Genomic DNA, 18,013 nt, shown 5'->3' with positions numbered 1-18,013 from the left:
GGTTGTGTGTTCGGAATCTGGCTCTTTAAAGATATAGACTATGTACCCTTCAGGCAAGTTGCAACCGGCAGGGAAACCGCGCGAACGACGAATGAAGATGCCATTGACCCCGGAACTCGACGGCGGTAACATACCGAAATGCGAATCTCCGACGTCCGCGTGCGCCAGGTGGCCGTACCGCGCATCTACGATACCTACTGCGCGGACCCCAAGTTACTGAAGGCCACCATCGATCACGGTCGGTCCACCTACCAGATCATCGAATTGAAGACGCCGGATGGCTTGACCGGTATCGGCGAGGTCTCCGATATCGCGCCGCGGATGGACGCCCCTACACCCACGGTGCTGCGGGACCTGTTGTCCGGCGTGCTGGCCGGTGGCGACGTGCTGGCCGGCAGTGACGTGCTGGCCGACGGCGACGTGCGCGCGTGGCGCAGCCTCTATGACAGTGTCGACGAGGCGCTTCCCGGCGACTGGTACCCCGAACTCCGGCAATTGATGCTCTTCGGCGTCGAATGTGCGTTGCTCGACCTGGTCGGAAAGACGCACAGCCTTCCGTTGTACGAACTCCTGGGCGGCCGGTGCCGGCGCGCCGCATCCGTTTCCTGGGTGGCCTATCTGCGCGGCGACGCCACGCTCGAAGACGAACTGCGTGCTCTTGAGCGGGAGGTTGCCGACCAAGTGGGATCGGGCATGAAGGCCTTCAAGCTCAAGGTGGGCGAGGACCACGAACGGGACCTCGAGCGGGTGAGACTTACACGCAGGATTGCGGGACCCGAAGCCTACATCAAGGTGGATGCCAGCGGTTACTGGGAGGAAGACGAGGCCCTGGCCAGGCTGCGCGACATGGCGGAGGCCGGGGCCGACGCGTGCGAGACGCCGATTCGCGCGCTCTCACGGCCCATGTCGCGGGAGGATCCCGCCCGGATTGAAGCGGATGCGGAGGGCATTGCCGAAGCGCTGGCGAAAGTCCGCCGCCGCTCCCCCATACCCATCATCGAGCATGTCGCCGATCTCGGGGACGCCTTCATGACGGCCCTGATCCGCCACCGCGCCGTGGACATCGTCAACGTCGTCCCTTGCCAGGCCGGCGGGCTTCGCCGCGCGGGCCGCCTGCTCCACGCCGCGGAGACTGCGGGGATGCCCGCCTTGCTGGGCAGCACCATCGAACTGGGACCCGGTACCGCGGCGTCGGTGCATCTCGCCGTTTCATCGGCGAACGTCGAGGTACCCTCGGACCTGGTGGGGCCCGGCTTGCTTCGGGACGATGTATGCGCCAACCCCTTCACCCTCGACGGCGGTGAACTCGCTCCTTTCGAGAATCCGGGGTTGGGTATGGACCTGGATGAAGAGAAAATAGATCGGTGGTCGGGATAGGCGGGTCCGTGCGATCCCGGCGAATCCCGGCGAACCCGGGTAAGCCGGACGGACCAGGTGAACCCGCACCGTCAACGCCTGGGCCTGCCTTGCCTGTCCGGCATCAGGCTTGACGCTTCCTCCGCCAGTTGCTCGAACGCTTTAAACTCGTCGGCGGAAAGCATGCCCTTCAGGTTCTCCTTAAACTGCTTTTCATTCGCTTCCAGTTGTTCGCGCAGCCAGCTCCAGTCCTCGGACTTCGTGGCCTGCTCCACCAGCGCGGCCTTCTGAGACGAGGCTTCCTTCACGACCGGGCGCAATTGGAGCACCTGTTCGTCGGTCGTGTCCATCCGGATGCTCAACACGTGCCAGATACGGTCGACCGGGAAGGTACTCACCGCCCGCATTCGTTCCATCATGGCGTTGTTCTGGCCACGGCCGCCCCCGCGGCCGAATCCGCCTCGCTGCGCGGCCGCGTCGTTTACGACAAACGCAGTCATGATCAGGCCGAGTATGGCCAGGTGAAGACGGTATCTCATGTTTCGACTCCTTTTTTAATCCAATTTGGCGATTGAATGTTGCGGCATGATTCCGCGGTTAAATGCCGCGGCCGGACCTGGATCCTTCCGCGGCATGTGTTCGTCTACGATCACTGCGTCAAACCACTTAACGCGCTTCGAATTCCTTCAGCTTGCGACACCTGCTCAACGCAGGTTGCGCGATTCGCGGCCGTCGCGCCGCCCACGCATCCCGGAGTCCCGGCGACCGTCGCGCCGGTCGCGGAATGACTCCCGCAGGTTCTCCTGCTGCTCCGGGGTCAGGACATGCTTGAACTCGGCGCGGTAGAGCGCGCTTCGCTCGAATACGGCGCCCTGGGCCGCCGATGCGGCCGCGGCCAGTTCCTTCACCCTGTCGATGTCCGGGCTGATCTCATTCATCAGTTCGCGAAGATCGACCCGCGCAAGCCTTGAGTCGGCGCGAAGCTGTATCATTTCCCGCGTGTAGGCAGAACGCAGCGTCTCGATCTTATCCTCCTGCTCGTCCGTGAGCTCGAGACCGGACATTCCTCTCCGGGACAGACGCGTCCGCACGTCATCCGCGTCGTCATCGGCGAGATCGACGGCCAGGATGTCATCGAACTCGCCGGACGATCCAGCCGCTGCGAGTTCAGCTACTCCGTCGAGCACGTCAGCATCCTCATGACCGATCCGGCCCATCGCATCAGAAGCCCAGGCCAGTACGACAATAGTCCAGGTCAGTACGACGATACTCAGCGCGCCGGCGATGGTTCCTGAAATGATCTTTTTCATTTTGTCGCTCCCTTCGTGGTAATGCTGGCGGATGTATGAACCGCGATCTCCGGAGATCGTCTTCGTGCTGCTCTACAGGATTAGACAGTGGCCGGGTGAAGTTTATTCCGACTTTCTTTACATCCGTACATTGCCCGGTTGCGGGTCCAGAGGCCGGGCATTCAACCGGCGATCGTGCCACTCATGGCCTGTCGGAACGAGGAGTCAGTGGTCGCCGCCGTTCCCGCGCCCTTCCGTACGGTCGTCGCTCCCGCGCCCTTCCGAACGAATGCTGTCAGGACGATCCCCCCGGGGGCCCTCGCCGGCCCGGTTGCGTCCGGGCGGCCGTCGGGGACGGTCTCTGCGCGATTCGTGATCGCCATCACGGCGGAACTCGCGGATGCGTTCGCGTCCTTCGCGGATCCGCTTGATCCGCTCGAGTTGCGTTTCGGTAAGGATGGGTTCCAGGTCCCTGTGCAACGAATCGACCAGGACCTGCATCTCCTGCCGGTGGCGCATGTAGTTCTCCCGGAACCCGGGTTCGTGCTCGTTCACCACTTCCCGGATCCTCTGCATCTGCGCCGGGTCCGGCCGCACCATCCTGACCCACCGTTCCACGAAGCGTTCCCGGGTCACCTGGGGCGGAGGTTGCAACTGGTCCCGGGCAAAAGCGCCCAGGATGAGCGCGCCGCAGACCATGCCGATGATCAACGTGGCCAGCAGAATGGCCGCGGTCTTCAGATGGATGTTCATAATTCGCCCTCCGATTCCAGCGCGATCCGCGCGTCGTACAGGTCTTCAGGATACAGTTCCTCGGTCAGCCCGAACGACGTGGTGATGGAGACGTTTTCGGACGTGGCCAGGTTGTAGGTCAACAACAGGACGGCAGCGACCGAAGCGGCCACCGCCACTTTGCGGAACATGAGGGACAGCGCGTCCTCGAATTCAGGCGTTGTCCCACCTTCAGGATTCGACGCCGGAATGGCCGTGGATTCCGCCGCCAGGCGTTCCATGACGCGTTGGGAGAAATCCGCCCGGAACGAGGGCGATTCCTGGTTTTCGACCTGGCTTCGCAGCCGGACCAGTCGCTCGTATTCGTCCCGCAGGCCGGGATCGCGCCGCAACGCCGCGTCCAGGCGGCTTTGTTCACCGGGCGTCAGGGACGCATCCAGCGACCGGTACAGCAGATCCAGTTCAGACCGTTTCATGGACAAGCTCCCTGTTAGAGGAAATAAGCATGCGTTTCAGTTTCTCCTGGGACCTCCTCAGGCGGGACAGTACCGTCCCGACGGGCAAGCCCAGGATCTCGGCGGTTTCTTTCGTCGAGTAGCCCTCTATCAGCCGGAGTACAATCACGGAACGGAATTCGGGCTTCAATCGGTTCAGCGCCGCCTGAATCCGGTCGGCCGTGTCGTCGTATTCGGCACTGGCCGCCGGGTCGGCATATTCCGGTTCCGGTGTGTCGTCTTCCCTGCCCGGCGGTGTGAAGGGGACGAAGATCGAACGTCGCCGGCGTTTTTTGAGTTCGGTGAGCGAGAGGTTGATGGCGATCCGCGTCAGGTAGGTGCCGACTGACGCCTGACCGCGGAATCCTCGCAAGCCGCGATAGAACCGGATGAAAGTCTCCTGCCCCGCGTCCTCGGCTTCGGGAGTGTTCCCCAGCATGCGGATCACGACGGACGCCACGCGGCCTTCGTATCGTTCCACGAGGGTGCGGAAGGCGTCCTCGCACCCATCGCGGGCGGCGTCGACCAGTGCTTCGTCCGTCAAGGCGTCTTCCCTCATCCCGCTTCCCTCGAATGGCCGGAACAATATGGTCAGCATCCAACGGACTGTCGGCCGGCGCGGCCCGTTAACGCATCTCGAAAGTACCGGAGATCGATCCGAACGGTTGTCGCTGCCTACTGATTAGACCACGCCGGCGCCGATTCTATTCCCACAAAATTCAGAAATAAGTTACTTCTTTCACACGGAACCTGCTCATTGAGCCAAAAAATCGGTCCGTTCTTTCCGGTGAATTCGAAGTTGCGACATGATGCTGCATGAAGGGAGTTCTCAAGTGCGTGGTGTTTGTCTGGCGATCGCGTGTATGTTTTCACCGCTGCAGGCCGAGGGGCAGGCGAATGTCAGGTTTGGAGGCGGACCCGCCATGCCCATCGGTGACCTGGCGGACGGTACGGCTTCGGCCGGCCCTTTTCTGGTCGCTGGCCTGGCGATACCCGTCGATGAAGGTTACTTCCTGTTGCTCGAGGGCCATCACAGTCGTTTCGGAATTGAAGGCTCGGCGTTTTCGCATTCGAATGAAGGGATGGCTAACGAGGGGTCGGCATCGGTTGCCGATAAAACGCTGACGGGTGGCAATGTGGGCCTGCTGATTGAGGGGATCGCGGATCCCGTGGGATTCTATGGCCACGGGGGCGTGGGATGGGTCAGGGCCACAGGTCGGCCCGATCGCTTCACGGGCCGATCCGATCGCACTGCCGCGGGTGAAGACGCGGACTCCGGTACCAGCGACCACTCGTTCATGTTCGTGTTCGGCCTGGGGGTCAACCTGACCGTCAGCGACCACGTGCGGTTGTCCCTGGAGGCGAGGTACAACCATGCACGCAATGTGTTCGATGAAAGCGCCCGGTGGATACCCGTAACCGCTTCCGTGGTGATTCGGCTGTAGCCCTGAGACGCCACCGGGAATGAAACGCGGGACCATCTTTAAATACATTGACTTTGACGGGACGATGCATCACAGTGGGAGACAGTTGCCCGATCGCGGAAAACTCCCTGACAAGCGTGGTAAAATGGCTTTTGATCAAATGGAACAACGACGGATCATGGGGCATTTCGCGACCGGCGTGACCGTCGTAACCACCTGCTACGAGGACAGGCCGCAGGGCATGACCGCCAATGCGGTGGCTTCCCTCTCGCTGGATCCCCCGCTCATTCTCGTATCGGTGGACGTGAAGGCCCAGATGAACACCTACCTCAGGGCCAGCGACTGCTTCGCCGTCAATATTCTGACCGAAGAACAGGAAGAAATCTCCGTGCGTTTCGCAAAGCACGGTCCAAAGGACTTTTCAGGCATCGCGTACCGGACCGAGGCCACGGGTTCGCCCGTTTTCGAGCAAGCGCTGGCCTACGTTGACTGCCGCGTCACAGAAATACTGCAGGGCGGAGATCACGACATCTTCATCGGCGAGATCGTTGCGGGCGGCGCCGGGCAAGGGCGCCCATTGGTCTTCTACGGCGGCCAGTACGGAACGCTTTCCGGCTGACCGCATCATCCGGAGCATCCATGCAATACGGTTTCATCATCGACAACAGGAAGTGCATCGGGTGCCACGCCTGCACCGTCGCGTGCAAGGCTGAGCACGAAGTGCCCCTCGGCGTCAACCGGACCTGGGTGAAGTACATCGAGAAAGGGACGTATCCGAACACGTCGAGGCATTTCTCCGTCATGCGGTGCAACCATTGCGAGGACGCCCCCTGCGTGGAGATCTGTCCGGTGACGGCGCTGTACACCCGGAAGGACGGCATCGTCGATTTCGATCCGCGGCGATGCATCGGATGCAAGGGCTGCATGCAGGCCTGTCCCTACGACGCCCTGTATATCGATCCGGACACCCATACGGCGGCCAAGTGCAACTACTGCGCCCACCGAGTGGATATCGGTCTCGAACCCGCCTGCGTGAACGTCTGCCCGGAACACGCCATCATCTCAGGCGATATGGACGATGGTTCGACGGAGATCTCCCAGTTGCTCGCGAAGGAACAGGTGACGGTCCGAAAGATCGAGAAGGACACGAAGCCCCGCCTGTACTACATCGACGGCGACGAGGCCTCATTGACGCCCGGGGAAACCGCGACGTCGGACAACTACATGTGGAGTTCGCAGTCGGACGGCGTCGGCCATTTTGCCCGGTATATCGAGGAACGGACCGCCAAGGCGGATCCGGAGGACATGATCCGGCAGCTTGGGGGGATGGGACAGGACGGGCAGGTTGGCGGCGACCGACAGGATGACGCTGGTGGCCGGGCTGGAGCGGAACCAGGCAGCGATCGGGGCAATGGAAAAGACGCCGCGGCGCGCCGGGTCTACGACGCACCGGACAAGGGCGTCCTGTGGGGCAACGACGTGGCAGCCTACGTGTGGACCAAGGCCATTTCGGCGGGGGCCTTCCTCCTTCCCTTCGCGGCCTCGGTCTTCGGGTATGCCGTCGATCCCGTGCTCGCGTGGGCCGGCTGCACCGTGGCCTTGACGTTCCTCCTGGCCACGACGATCCTGCTCGTCAGCGACCTGACCCAACCCAAACGCTTTCTATACGTGCTGCTTCGTCCCCAGTGGAAATCCTGGCTCGTGCTCGGCGGCTACGCCCTGACCCTCTACGGGCTGGCGCTCACGCTCTGGGCCGCGGCCATGTGGACCGGTCGGACCGGAGCGGCTGAAATCATCGGCTGGATCACGGCAGTGTTGGCGGTCGTCACGGCAGTATACACGGCCTTTCTCTTCGCCCAGGCCAAGGGGCGGGATTTCTGGCAGAGCCCGACGCTGGTCCTGCACATGCTGCTCCACGCGGTACTGGCCGGTGCGGCGGTGTTCGCCCTGGCGCACCTTTTCGGCGAGCCCGGCGAGGCGTGGACCGCCTTCGTGCGGAACACGTTAATTGTCGCCATCATCCTGAACCTGCTGGTCATCGCGTCCGAGATGCTGACGCCCCATCCCACGGCCGACGCCCGAAAAGCCGTGCAGGCCATCGTCCGTGGCAGGTACCGGGGATACTTCTGGCTGCTTGGTATCGCGATCGGCAATCTTGTGCCCGTCGTACTGGCCTGGATCGGCGGTGAAGCGGTCCTCGCCGCGGCGGGCGCGGGCGTGCTGATCGGTCTCTACGCGACGGAGTACGTCTGGGTCAGAGCGCCGCAGGACATTCCGCTGAGTTAACGCACTGACGATCGAGGATGGAAAAGACTCCATGTCCATACGCCATAAACCGGGATTGATCGAATCGCTGGCCGAGAAGATCGGCCTGATCCCCAACCTGCACGAAGTGGACGGACCGGATCTCCCGAGCCTGACCGAAGGCGGCGCGCTCACGGACTACCCGCCGCCGGACCAGTGGGACGACTGGGTGGAGTACGAGGCCCAGGACTGGCCGCGGCAGCAGACCAAACGCTACATGGTGGTGCCCACGGCCTGCTTCAACTGTGAAGCCGGGTGCGGCATGCTCAGCTACGTGGACAAGGAGACGATGGAGGTCCGCAAGTTCGAGGGCAATCCCTACCACCCGGCCAGCCGGGGGCGCAACTGCGCCAAGGGTCCGGCGACCATCAACCAGATCCGCGACACCGACCGCATCCTCTATCCCGTGCGCCGGTCGGGCGCCCGGGGCAGCGGCGAGTGGGAACGGGTGTCCTGGGACGACGCGCTGGACGACATCGCCGGCCGGATCCGCGAACGCCTGCAGCAGGGCGCCAACAACGAGATCGCCTACCACGTGGGCCGACCCGGCGCCGAGGGCTACATCGACCGGGTGCTCAAGGCCTGGGGCGTGGACGGGCACAACAGCCACACCAACATCTGCTCGTCGGGCGCGCGCTTCGGTTACGCCCTCTGGCATTTCTTCGACCGGCCGTCGCCGGACCACGCCAACGCGCAATTCATCCTCCTCATCAGCGCCCACCTGGAATCGGGACACTACTTCAATCCCCACGCCCAGCGCATCATCGAAGGCATGATGAAGGGGGCGAAGCTGGCCGTCATGGACCCGAGGCTGTCCAACACGGCCAGCATGGCCGACCACTGGATGCCGACCTATCCGGGCAGCGAGGCCGCGGTACTGCTGGCCATGGCCAACGTCATCCTGCAGGACGGCTCCTACGACGGGGAGTTCATGAAGACGTGGGTGAACTGGCAGACCTACCTGGAGAAGGAACACCCCGACGGGCCGCGCACCTTCGAGCGGTTCATCGAGGCGCTCAAGGCCGTCTACAGCGAATACACCCCCGAGTTCGCCGAGCAGGAGAGCGGCGTACCGGCGGCGCAGATCGTGGAAATCGCCCGGGAGATCGGCCGGGCGGGGTCGCGGTTCGCCACCCACAACTGGCGCAGCGCGGGAAGCGGCAACGCCGGCGGCTGGGCTGTGGCGCGGTGTCTCCACTTCCTGAACGTGCTCACGGGCAGCGTCGGCACGGAGGGCGGGACCTCGCCGAGCGGTTGGAACAAGTTCAAGCCCAACGTCTTCGATCACCCCCCGGACCAGAAGTTCTGGAACGAACTGCATTTCCCGAAGGAATACCCCCTCTCCCATTACGAAATGAGCTTTCTCCTGCCCCATTTCCTGAAAGAGGGACGGGGAAAGCTGGCCGTTTACTTCACCCGGGTGTTCAATCCCGTGTGGACGTATCCGGACGGGTTCACCTGGGTCGAGGCGCTGCGCGACGAGGAGAAGGTGGGGCTGCACGCGGCCCTGACGCCCACGTGGAACGAGACGGCCTATTTCGCGGACTACGTGCTGCCCATGGGCCACGCCAGCGAGCGCCACGACATCATCAGCTATGAGACCCACTCGGGCACCTGGATCGGGTTCCGCCAGCCCGTCCTGCGGGAGGCGCGGCGGCGCATGGGCGATCCGGTGACCTTCACCTACGAGGCCAACCCGGGCGAGGTGTGGGAAGAGGACGAGTTCTGGATCGAGCTGTCCTGGCGCATCGATCCCGACGGCAGCCTGGGGATCAGGGACCATTTCATTTCACCTTACCGGCCCGGCGAGAAGATCACCGTCGACGAATACTACCGGTACATCTTCGACCACGTGGACGGGTTGCCCGAGGCCGCCGCGGAAGAAGGGCTGTCCACCCTGGATTACATGCGCAAGTACGGCGCCTTCGAGGTGGAGAAGACGGCCTACGCAAAGCACCTCAAGAAGCTGGATGACGAGACGGCCGCCGGGGCCGAGGTCGATCCGGAGACGAATACCCTGGTCGCCGACGGCAAGACCGTGGGCGTCATGGTGGACGGGACACCGCGCGCGGGCTTCCCCACTCCGTCGCTCAAGCAGGAATTCTACTCCCAGACCATGGTGGACTGGGGCTGGCCGGAGTACGCCATCCCCACCTACATCAAGAGCCACGTGCACCCCGACGCGCTCGACCGCGATAAGGGCGAGTTCCCGCTGGTGCCCACCTTCCGGCTGCCCACGCTGATCCACTCGAGGTCGGGTAACGCCAAGTGGCTCAACGAGATCTCCAACCGCAACCCCGTGTGGATGCACCGGCAGGACGCCGACCGGATGGGCATCACCACGGGCGACCTGGTCCGGGTGACCACCGAGATCGGCCATTTCGTGGACCGCGTCTGGGTCACCGAGGCCATGAAGCCCGGCGTGGTCGCCTGCTCACACCACCTGGGCCGTTGGCGGCGCAAGCAGGACGCGGACGGCAACCGCTGGTCGGTCAACCTGGTGGATATCCAGGAAGCATCCGGCGGCAAGTGGCGTATGAAAGTGATGGACGGCATCCGGCCCTACGAAAGCGCCGACCGCGACTCCTCCCGCATCTTCTGGCGGGATGGCGGCGTGCACCAGAACATCACCTTCCCCGTGCACCCCGATCCCGTGAGCGGCATGCACTGCTGGCACCAGAAGGTCAGGGTCGAAAAGGCCCGCGACGAGGACGCCTACGGAGACGTGTTGGTGGATACGGAGAAGTCCTTCGAGGTGTACCGCGAATGGCTGGACCAGACGCGCCCCGCGCCCGGACCGGGCGGACTGCGCCGGCCCCTCTGGCTCAATCGCCCCCTGCGGCCGGCGGAAGAGACGTACTACCTGCCTGAATAATCCGTCGTTTCCCTTACGCTTTCTTTGTGCTTCCTTTATGCTTCCCGCAGGGTATTCCGGACCGCGGAGCACACCGCCTCGTCGGCCGCCGGCATGGCGCCGGTCCGCGACGCCACCCAGGCGCCGAGCCGGTTGGCGGCTACGCTCACCCGTTCAAGCGGCACGACGCGCAGGTACCCGCTGGCCAGGACCGCGGTGAAGGCGTCGCCGGCGCCGATGGTATCCACCACGTCGACCGGCACGCCCGGGTGGGCCACGGTCTCGGACGCGGTGACCAGCAGGCTGCCTTCCGCGCCGCGGGTGACGCAGACCACTTCCAGCTCATACCGCTCGCGTAGCTGCCGCGCCATGGACTCGAGATCCACTCCCCCGAGGTCCAGCAGGGGACAGACCGTGCGCAGTTCCTCGTCGTTCAGCTTGACAATGTGGGCATGCTGGAAGGATTCATGCAACAGGGCCGGGGTGTACCGGTCCTGCCGTAGGTTCACGTCGAAGAGGCGAAGGGCGGAGGGCCGCAGAGCCTTGAGAAACGCCGTGACCGCGCTCGTCGAAGCCGCCTGGTGACGGCACACCGTCCCGAAGCACACGGCATCCGTCCGGGCGGCCAGCGCCGACCAGCCGGGCGTCCACGCCATGTGCTCCCACGCGACATCACCGTTAATCGTAAATTCAGGCTGCCCGTCCGGTCCGAGGGCGACGTCGACCGTCCCGGTGGGATAGTGCTCGTCTCGCTGTATCGCGTCGGTGGACAGGCCGAGACCGGCGATTCGGTCCACGGCCCGGTCCCCGAGGTCGTCCCGGCCGACCCGGCTCGCTACGATGCCCTCTTCACCCAGAAGGGACGCGAAGTAGGCGAAGTTCGCCGGAGCGCCGCCGAGCTGGGGGCCCGACGGCAGCATGTCCCAGAGCAATTCACCCAGGCCGACGATGACGTAGCAGTTTTTTATTTTAGCTCCACCTCGATCGTGCCGAGGGTCGTGTAGCTCATCACCGCCTTGCTGCCGGCACCCATGCGGGGCGGCGGGAAGACCGTTCCGGTGATCACCACGTCCCCCGCCCGGAGGTACTCGTCGCTGTAGGTGGTCAACTCGTTGGCCAGCCAGGTCAGCGCCTCCAGAGGATCCACGCCCATGTTCATGGTGGCCAGCGCGGAGGCCCTTTCCTCGCCGTCGATCACTACCGTCGCGGTTTCCATCGTGAAATCCATCTCATCGAGGGGCACCCGCGTCTCGCCAAGGATGATGCCCACGTGGAACACGTTGCCCGTGACGTCATGGTCGCGCGTGGACGGATTCTCCTCGGTACCGGCCGTCCACGTGGAAAGCAGTTCGATCACGCCGACCACCGCGGTGACGGCATCGCCGACCTGCTCGCGGGTCAAATCGGGACCGGGGAGATCCTGGCCGATCAAAAAGGCGAACTCGCCTTCCACGGTCGCCGAGTCGGGCACGAATGCCGAGGCTTCGACGGGCGTCCCGGGCTCGAACACGTTCGACGCCATGATGTGGCCGTAGATAGGATCCAGCGTGGCAGGGTCCTCGGGCATGCGGGAGAACCCGATCTTCCAGCCGACGCGCTCTTCATTCTTCAGTTTCTCGGCCAGGATGTCCGCCTGGATGTCGTAGGCGGTCTGACGGTCCATGTCGGGGAAGTTGATCGCCATGGCCTCGGTATTGATCTTCTTCCGCTCCGCTTCCAGCAGGTGGGCGACGATGGCGGCCCGGTCCGACTCGGGCGTCAGGGTCGTGGTGAGGACGTCGGCGTCGGCCGCAGTTTCAGCGTCACCCGTGGTTTCGGACTCTGGCGCAGCCGTTTCCTCTTCCGTGGCCGCGCAGGCCGACAACATGGTCACCAATGCGCCACCTGCGAGTATTGCCATCAGATTCCGGTACATAATGACTCCTGTAAAATAGGTAAATCAGGAAGGATCACTGTAGCATCCCGATGAGTGAAAACGCCAGGACGAGGAGAAACGCAGTCGTCAACACCCAAGTCAACCACCGCTTATCGGGCTGGCGCACCCAGTAGAACACGATAAACGAAAAGGTAAGCGCCTGGGCTAAAGTCTCGATGCTCCCGCCGCCGAACTGCGAGCCGAAGGGAATCGTCGTATAGATCAGGCCTTCTATGGAACCCGGTGCCGGACCGAACGTACTCAACATCCCCAGCACGACCAGGACCGCCCAGATGGTCAGCCAGCCGTAAGCCCGGCCGAAGTATTCGCGGCGCAGCAGGTAGAACACCACGCCGAACAACACCCCTCGGATGGGCTGAAAGAGCGGTCCGGCCATCAGGACCGGATCGTCCATGCGCCGCATGTACACGTTGAAGACCGGTTCATCCCAGAGCGACTGGTAGTCGAAAAACGCGTAGGCCAGCGCACCGGCGACGAAATAAGTGACAGTGTGCACGACCGTCGTTTTTATGACGATTGCCGCCAGCTTCAGTTGAGAGGCTTGAACCAATCTCCACTCCTGAGACCACGCCCGAATCCAGGACGGCGATCTGCGCCTGAAACCGCTTCGGGGTTCACGGCGCCACCAATCTCCGCTTCTGAGACCACGCCCGAATCCAGGACGGCGGCAACTCCGTACACCAGGACGACGATATCTGGAGTTTATACATAACATGCCCTCTGTCAAGTCTTTACCCTTGATCTGAAGCCGATCGAAAAGTACTATTTTACGCATATCTTTTTGACAGACGCACCACGACCGCGACCGTTCAATTCAACCCGCAAGGAGCGATCTATGTCCGCCGACGACCACCTCGTTTCATTGCTCCAGGAACTCGTTCACGCCCGGGGTCCGTCAGGCCAGGAAGACGAGGTGCGGACGGTATGTGAACGGGAACTGCAGTCCCTTTGCGACGAGACCTGGATCGACGCCGCCGGCAACGTTATCGGCATGCTGAAGGGCGCCTCGCCGGACGCCCCGGTTATCCGCGTGATGGCCCATCTGGACGAACTGGCCCTGGTCGTCAAGCGCGTCAACGAGGACGGCACGCTCCGGGTCAATCCCCTTGGGGGCATCTATCCCGCCAATTACGGGCAGGGCCCCGTCGAGATCCTGGCAGACGACGGCATCGTTCCGGGCGTCCTCTCTGTCGGTCCGCAGCACACGACGGCCGATTCCGCGCGGATCTGGGAAACGAAGGCCAAGGGCGGCAACGTGGCCATGGACTGGAATCACGTGTACGTCTTCACGCGCCGGACGGCTGAGCAGCTGAAGGAGGCGGGCGTGCACGCCGGTACGCGCGTCGTCATCGCCCAGTCTCGGCGCGCTTTCTGGGAAATCGAAGACTGCATCGGCGGGTATTTCATGGACAACCGGGCGGCCATCGCCATCGCCATCGGTGCGGCAACGAGCATGAGGGACCAGGGCGTCCGGCCCGCGGGCGATGCCTACCTGGTGATGACCACCTGCGAGGAGATCGGCGGCCACGGCGCTGCCTACGCCGCGCGGACCCTGCCCGGCGAGGTGTCCCTGGCCGTGGATTCCGGCCCGGCCTGCGAGGAGTATGGCGTGGCACTCTCCGACGAACCCATCGTGGTCTACGGCGACGGGCGGGGACTCTACGACAAGGCCGTCGCGGACCGCCTGCTGGCGTGCGGACGGACGCTGGACATGGAACCCCAGTGCGCGTACTGGCAGAGCTACGCCTCGGACGCCACCATGGCCAAGTCCGTGGGACAGACGCCCCAGGCCGGCCTTTTATGCATCCCCACGGAGAACACCCACGGTTTCGAGATCATACCCCGCAACAGCCTGGTCCGTTGCGCCGCCCTGTTGGCGGCCTACCTGGAAAAACCGGTGTAACCGAGAGGAACGGAGCAACTTCATGCCCCTGAAAGTCACCAACGTGGAACGCTTCACCGTCACCGTGCCGTTCACGCAGGGACAGCGGCCCATGGCGGAGCGAACGGTATACAACTGGTCCGTGTTCGAACTGTGCAAGGTCACCACCGACGCCGGCCTCGTGGGCTGGGGCGAGACCATCGTCCACTACATTCATTCGCGGGTGACCGACCAGAGCGTGCAGCGCGTCATCGGCAAGAGCCCGGCGGACTTCATGCAGGACGATACGATCGGCGCCGGGCTGCAGATGGCCCTGTTCGACGTGGTGGGCAAGGCGCTCGAGGTCCCGGTTCACAAGCTGCTGGGCAGCAAAGTGCGGGACTGGGTCCCCATATCCTGGTGGTCCAACGAGGGGCCGCCGGACGACTGGGTCCGCCAGGTCCGGGACGCCGTGGACAACGGGTACACGACCATCAAGCTCAAGCAACGGCCGTGGCACGACATCCACGAACAGATGACGGCGATCGACGCCAACGTGCCGCGCCACTTCCGGGTGGACCTCGACGCCAACGGCTCCATGCACAACGCCGCCGCGGCCATGCCCGTCATGCGCGGCCTGGAGCGGTTCGATATCGTGGCCATGTTCGAGACGCCCATCCCGCAGACCGACCTCCTGGGGAACCGCCAGTTGCGGCAGGTCATCAGCCGTCCCATCGCCATGCATTTCGGATCGCCGCCCTACACCACCGCGATCCGCGAGGCGGTCTGCGACGGTTTCGTCGTCAGCGGCGGCGCCACGCGGGTGAAGTACCAGGGCATCCTCAGCGCGGAGGCCAACATGCCCTTCTGGCTCCAGATGGTCGGCAACGGACTCACCACCACCTGGGCCGCCCATCTCGGCGCCGTGCTCACCCACGCCACCTGGCCCGCAATCACCTGCATCAACCTGTACCGCCACCACCTGCTGAAAAACCCCATCGAGGTGGTCGGCGGCTTCCACCGCGTCCCCGACGGGCCCGGGCTGGGCGTCGAAGTGGACGAAGAGGCCATGCACGGCTTCCTCGTCCCGGATGACGTGATGAGACCTTTTCGCGACCGGGACGAACCCTACGACTTTCCCAGGCCGCGCTTCATCCGCACGGCGGTGTTTCCCGACGGGCATCGCGTCCATTTTGGCAACATCCGCCATGGCTGGGAACTGGAGGCCTATACGCCCGGCATCCGGACCGAATACTGGCGGGAGGACGGGACCGCGGAGTTCGACGACCTGTGGCGCCGCACCCGGGAGTCGCCGGTTACCGAGCGCTAACTCGGATTCCGGGGCACGCGTCAATTCCGCGACACAGCCTGCACTCAGCGACATAGCAACGGAGCAGAACCATGAGACTGGCAGACAAGACGGCGATCGTAACCGGCGCGGCCTCGGGCATTGGACGGGGCACCGCGGAGAGGATGGCGCGGGAAGGCGCCCGGGTCGTGGCCGTGGACATCAACGAAGTGGGGTTGGAACAGACGGTCGAATCGATCCGCCGGGATGGCTGGACGGCCACGGCCTGCGTCGCCGACGTGGCCCGGGACGAACAGGTCAGCCACATGGTCCAGTGCGCGGTCGACACCTACGGCGGACTGCAGATATTGCACAACAACGCGTACTGGCACGCGCCCGGACCGGTGTGCGACCTGGCGGAAGCCGATTGGGACCGGACGCTCGACGTGTGCCTGAAAGCGATCTACCTGGGCTGCAGGCACGCCATCCCGGTCATGCGGGAATCCGGTGGAGGCGCAGTTGTCAACACGGCGTCGGTACACAGCCTGGTGGGATTCCGGGACTACGCCGCCTACGACGCCGCCAAGGGCGGGGTCGTCGGGATCACGCGGGCCGTTGCCGTGGACTACGGACCCGAAATCCGCAGTAACGCGGTGCTGCCCGGCGCCATATTGACGAATGCCTGGGACGGCCTCGACGACTCGATTCGCAGGCCCTACATCGACCGGCCGCCCATGAAGCGGCTGGGCCTTCCGGAAGACATCGCGTCCGCCGTGGTGTTTCTCGCGTCCGACGAGGCGTCCTTCATCACCGGGGCCAGCCTCGTGGTCGACGGCGGACTGACCATCGTCGGGGACGCGTAGCGTTTCCAGTACGGACGCGTAGCATCTCCGGCAGGGACGCGTAGTGTTGCGCACTTTCCTGCGAGATTCGCGTGAATCGATCCGACTGATTCGTAAAATGCGAAGTGTCAGGAACGGCGTTGTTCCCTGTGATCAAGCCACCACTTTCCGAAAAAAATGAGCGTTTCCGATACATCGAAACCTTCGGCCCAGGAAACGGTACCCGCCATCCATCCCTCTTCGGGAAGCGTGAACCAGGTATGGCTGCTGGCCTATCCAATCATCCTGGCCAACATGTCCGAAACGCTGCTGGGCGTGGTCGACACGTACATGGTCGGCCAGCTGGGCGTGGCCGAGATCGGCGCCGTGGGTCTCGGATCCATGCTCGCCTGGCTCTTCTACCTTCCGTTCCTGGGGCTGGCCATGGGGTTGAACACCTTCGTCGCCCAGAGCTACGGCGCGGGCAACCGGAAGGACTGCGGCTACATGACGTGGCAGGGGCTGTACATGGCCGTGGCCAGCGGCGTGCTGATCCTGCTCGTCATCCCCTTCGTGCCCCTGTTGTTCGACCTCGCGGGGCCCTCCGCCGAAGTGCGGCGCCTGGGGATCACCTACCTGCAATGGCGGCTGATCGACGGTCCGGCCTTCATGGTCGCCATGACCGCGGCCAGTTTCTTCCGTGGTATCGGCGATACGAAGACGCCGATGAAGATCGGCATCACCATCAACATCATCAACGTCATCCTGAACTACGGGCTGATCTACGGACACTTCGGCCTGCCCCGCCTCGAGGTACAGGGATCGGCCATGGGATCGGCGCTGGCCGGCATACTGGGCGGGGGAATTTACCTCGTCCTGTACCTGTCCCGGCGGCTTCGTCCCTACGACAACCGGAACGTGCCGCGGCCCCGGTGGCTGGACCAGGTCCGGCTCTTGAAAGTCGGCGCCCCGATTGGCCTGCAACGGTTTCTCGACATCGGCAGCTTCGTCATCTTCGCCGCCATCATCGGAAGGCTCGGGAACGCCCAGCTGGCCGCGAACCAGATCGCCATCCAGCTGATGTCCATCTCCTACATGATCGGCCTGGGCATCGGCATGGCCGCCGCCACCCTCGTGGGGCAGTACATCGGGGCCAAACGTATCGCGCTGGCCGAACGCAGTGCCTACAGCGCCCTGAAACTGGCGATGGGCATCATGGTCTTTGTCGGCCTGGCATTCCTGCTGTTTCCCGAACCGCTGGTCAGCTTGTTCAACGACGATCCCGACGTCATCCGCTACGGTAGGCAGGGACTGCTGTACGCGGCGCTGTTCCAGGCCTTCGACGCCCTCGCGGTCATATTCATCGGCGCCCTGCGCGGCGCCGGCGACACCCGGTGGTCTGCCGTGGCCGCTTTCATCGGCGCCTGGGTGATCTTCCTTCCGATGACCTACCTGCTCGCCTTCACCCTGGAACTGGACTTCTGGGGCGCCTGGCTGAGTGCGACGATCTACATCTGCCTGCTCGGAATCGCCTGCGTCTACCGGTTCCGGCAAGGTGCCTGGAAGAGGATGGTGATATAGCGTGGTGTCTTACATCGAATGCGGCCGTTTATCATCGAATGCGGGGCGATTTCCAACAGGAGAATGGAGTATT

Annotated in this window: 17 protein-coding genes; 9 read left to right on the top strand and 8 right to left on the bottom strand. The window is 63.8% G+C overall.

Annotated elements, in window-relative coordinates:
- The first annotated feature begins 138 nt into the window (after positions 1–138).
- Positions 139–1,377 (top strand): hypothetical protein, encoded by a 1,239-nt coding sequence (locus F4X08_03510; GenBank protein MYD24866.1) that lies wholly within the window; start codon positions 139–141, stop codon positions 1,375–1,377.
- 71 nt (positions 1,378–1,448) lie between these two features.
- Here F4X08_03510 and F4X08_03505 read toward each other — a convergent pair whose 3' ends face one another.
- The 5 genes from F4X08_03505 to F4X08_03485 all read right to left on the bottom strand — a co-directional run bounded on the left by F4X08_03505 (position 1,449) and on the right by F4X08_03485 (position 4,469).
- Positions 1,449–1,895, bottom strand: coding sequence for a hypothetical protein (locus tag F4X08_03505; protein MYD24865.1), 447 nt, complete (start codon positions 1,893–1,895; stop codon positions 1,449–1,451).
- A gap of 165 nt (positions 1,896–2,060) precedes the next feature.
- Positions 2,061–2,666, bottom strand: a complete 606-nt coding sequence (locus F4X08_03500) for a hypothetical protein (protein ID MYD24864.1) — start codon at positions 2,664–2,666, stop codon at positions 2,061–2,063.
- Between the two features lie 204 nt (positions 2,667–2,870).
- Positions 2,871–3,398, bottom strand: a complete 528-nt coding sequence (locus F4X08_03495; protein MYD24863.1) for a hypothetical protein — start codon at positions 3,396–3,398, stop codon at positions 2,871–2,873.
- Positions 3,395–3,853 carry a hypothetical protein gene (locus F4X08_03490; protein ID MYD24862.1) on the bottom strand — a complete coding sequence of 153 codons (459 nt, stop codon included), beginning with the start codon at positions 3,851–3,853 and terminating at the stop codon, positions 3,395–3,397. Before F4X08_03490 ends, F4X08_03495 begins: the two co-directional genes overlap by 4 nt.
- Positions 3,840–4,469 (bottom strand): sigma-70 family RNA polymerase sigma factor, encoded by a 630-nt coding sequence (locus F4X08_03485; GenBank protein MYD24861.1) that lies wholly within the window; start codon positions 4,467–4,469, stop codon positions 3,840–3,842. Before F4X08_03485 ends, F4X08_03490 begins: the two co-directional genes overlap by 14 nt.
- A 208-nt stretch (positions 4,470–4,677) precedes the next feature.
- Here F4X08_03485 and F4X08_03480 point away from each other — a divergent pair, with 208 nt between their 5' ends.
- Genes F4X08_03480 through F4X08_03465 form a run of 4 tightly spaced genes read left to right on the top strand, consistent with a single transcriptional unit; the run spans position 4,678 to position 10,474 of the window.
- Positions 4,678–5,316 carry a porin family protein gene (locus tag F4X08_03480; GenBank protein ID MYD24860.1) on the top strand — a complete coding sequence of 213 codons (639 nt, stop codon included), beginning with the start codon at positions 4,678–4,680 and terminating at the stop codon, positions 5,314–5,316.
- Between the two features lie 19 nt (positions 5,317–5,335).
- Positions 5,336–5,914: a flavin reductase family protein gene (locus F4X08_03475; protein MYD24859.1), complete on the top strand. Its 579-nt coding sequence runs from the start codon at positions 5,336–5,338 to the stop codon at positions 5,912–5,914.
- A gap of 20 nt (positions 5,915–5,934) precedes the next feature.
- A complete protein-coding gene (locus F4X08_03470; GenBank protein MYD24858.1) occupies positions 5,935–7,581 on the top strand; it encodes a 4Fe-4S ferredoxin in 1,647 nt (548 codons plus the stop codon).
- A gap of 31 nt (positions 7,582–7,612) precedes the next feature.
- The gene (locus F4X08_03465) at positions 7,613–10,474 is read left to right on the top strand and encodes a molybdopterin-dependent oxidoreductase (GenBank protein ID MYD24857.1); all 2,862 of its coding nucleotides are present in this window, start codon (positions 7,613–7,615) and stop codon (positions 10,472–10,474) included.
- Between the two features lie 35 nt (positions 10,475–10,509).
- Here the strand turns inward: F4X08_03465 and F4X08_03460 are convergent, their stop codons facing one another.
- Genes F4X08_03460 through F4X08_03450 form a run of 3 tightly spaced genes read right to left on the bottom strand, consistent with a single transcriptional unit; the run spans position 10,510 to position 12,939 of the window.
- Positions 10,510–11,373, bottom strand: a complete 864-nt coding sequence (locus F4X08_03460) for a carbohydrate kinase (GenBank protein MYD24856.1) — start codon at positions 11,371–11,373, stop codon at positions 10,510–10,512.
- Positions 11,374–11,417: 44 nt separating this feature from the next.
- Positions 11,418–12,368 (bottom strand): hypothetical protein, encoded by a 951-nt coding sequence (locus tag F4X08_03455; GenBank protein ID MYD24855.1) that lies wholly within the window; start codon positions 12,366–12,368, stop codon positions 11,418–11,420.
- A gap of 34 nt (positions 12,369–12,402) precedes the next feature.
- Positions 12,403–12,939 carry a hypothetical protein gene (locus F4X08_03450; protein ID MYD24854.1) on the bottom strand — a complete coding sequence of 179 codons (537 nt, stop codon included), beginning with the start codon at positions 12,937–12,939 and terminating at the stop codon, positions 12,403–12,405.
- 285 nt (positions 12,940–13,224) lie between these two features.
- On the opposite strand from F4X08_03450, the gene F4X08_03445 reads away from it, so the two are divergent.
- From F4X08_03445 to F4X08_03430, 4 genes are all read left to right on the top strand, one after another.
- Positions 13,225–14,292 carry a peptidase M42 gene (locus F4X08_03445; GenBank protein ID MYD24853.1) on the top strand — a complete coding sequence of 356 codons (1,068 nt, stop codon included), beginning with the start codon at positions 13,225–13,227 and terminating at the stop codon, positions 14,290–14,292.
- A gap of 28 nt (positions 14,293–14,320) precedes the next feature.
- Positions 14,321–15,580: an enolase gene (locus F4X08_03440; GenBank protein ID MYD24852.1), complete on the top strand. Its 1,260-nt coding sequence runs from the start codon at positions 14,321–14,323 to the stop codon at positions 15,578–15,580.
- Positions 15,581–15,651: 71 nt separating this feature from the next.
- The gene (locus F4X08_03435; protein MYD24851.1) at positions 15,652–16,401 is read left to right on the top strand and encodes an SDR family oxidoreductase; all 750 of its coding nucleotides are present in this window, start codon (positions 15,652–15,654) and stop codon (positions 16,399–16,401) included.
- 156 nt (positions 16,402–16,557) lie between these two features.
- A complete protein-coding gene (locus tag F4X08_03430) occupies positions 16,558–17,940 on the top strand; it encodes an MATE family efflux transporter (protein ID MYD24850.1) in 1,383 nt (460 codons plus the stop codon).
- Positions 17,941–18,013 lie beyond the last annotated feature (73 nt).

The sequence above is a fragment of the Gemmatimonadota bacterium genome, assembly GCA_009841265.1.
Classification (GTDB): domain Bacteria; phylum JAAXHH01; class JAAXHH01; order JAAXHH01; family JAAXHH01; genus JAAXHH01.
The sequence above is the reverse complement of the archived record's forward strand: the minus strand, read 5'-3'. Positions and strand labels throughout refer to the sequence as shown.

What these genes read in the sequence shown, in the direction of transcription:
- F4X08_03470 (MYD24858.1), top strand. Translation starts at nt 5,935, where the DNA reads ATGCAATACGGTTTCATCATCGACAACAGGAAGTGCATCGGGTGCCAC.
- F4X08_03495 (MYD24863.1), bottom strand. Translation starts at nt 3,398, where the DNA reads ATGAACATCCATCTGAAGACCGCGGCCATTCTGCTGGCCACGTTGATC.
- F4X08_03475 (MYD24859.1), top strand. Translation starts at nt 5,336, where the DNA reads ATGAAACGCGGGACCATCTTTAAATACATTGACTTTGACGGGACGATG.
- F4X08_03485 (MYD24861.1), bottom strand. Translation starts at nt 4,469, where the DNA reads ATGCTGACCATATTGTTCCGGCCATTCGAGGGAAGCGGGATGAGGGAA.
- F4X08_03455 (MYD24855.1), bottom strand. Translation starts at nt 12,368, where the DNA reads ATGTACCGGAATCTGATGGCAATACTCGCAGGTGGCGCATTGGTGACC.
- F4X08_03500 (MYD24864.1), bottom strand. Translation starts at nt 2,666, where the DNA reads ATGAAAAAGATCATTTCAGGAACCATCGCCGGCGCGCTGAGTATCGTC.
- F4X08_03430 (MYD24850.1), top strand. Translation starts at nt 16,558, where the DNA reads ATGAGCGTTTCCGATACATCGAAACCTTCGGCCCAGGAAACGGTACCC.
- F4X08_03490 (MYD24862.1), bottom strand. Translation starts at nt 3,853, where the DNA reads ATGAAACGGTCTGAACTGGATCTGCTGTACCGGTCGCTGGATGCGTCC.
- F4X08_03460 (MYD24856.1), bottom strand. Translation starts at nt 11,373, where the DNA reads ATGCTGCCGTCGGGCCCCCAGCTCGGCGGCGCTCCGGCGAACTTCGCC.
- F4X08_03480 (MYD24860.1), top strand. Translation starts at nt 4,678, where the DNA reads ATGATGCTGCATGAAGGGAGTTCTCAAGTGCGTGGTGTTTGTCTGGCG.
- F4X08_03510 (MYD24866.1), top strand. Translation starts at nt 139, where the DNA reads ATGCGAATCTCCGACGTCCGCGTGCGCCAGGTGGCCGTACCGCGCATC.
- F4X08_03445 (MYD24853.1), top strand. Translation starts at nt 13,225, where the DNA reads ATGTCCGCCGACGACCACCTCGTTTCATTGCTCCAGGAACTCGTTCAC.
- F4X08_03465 (MYD24857.1), top strand. Translation starts at nt 7,613, where the DNA reads ATGTCCATACGCCATAAACCGGGATTGATCGAATCGCTGGCCGAGAAG.
- F4X08_03435 (MYD24851.1), top strand. Translation starts at nt 15,652, where the DNA reads ATGAGACTGGCAGACAAGACGGCGATCGTAACCGGCGCGGCCTCGGGC.
- F4X08_03505 (MYD24865.1), bottom strand. Translation starts at nt 1,895, where the DNA reads ATGAGATACCGTCTTCACCTGGCCATACTCGGCCTGATCATGACTGCG.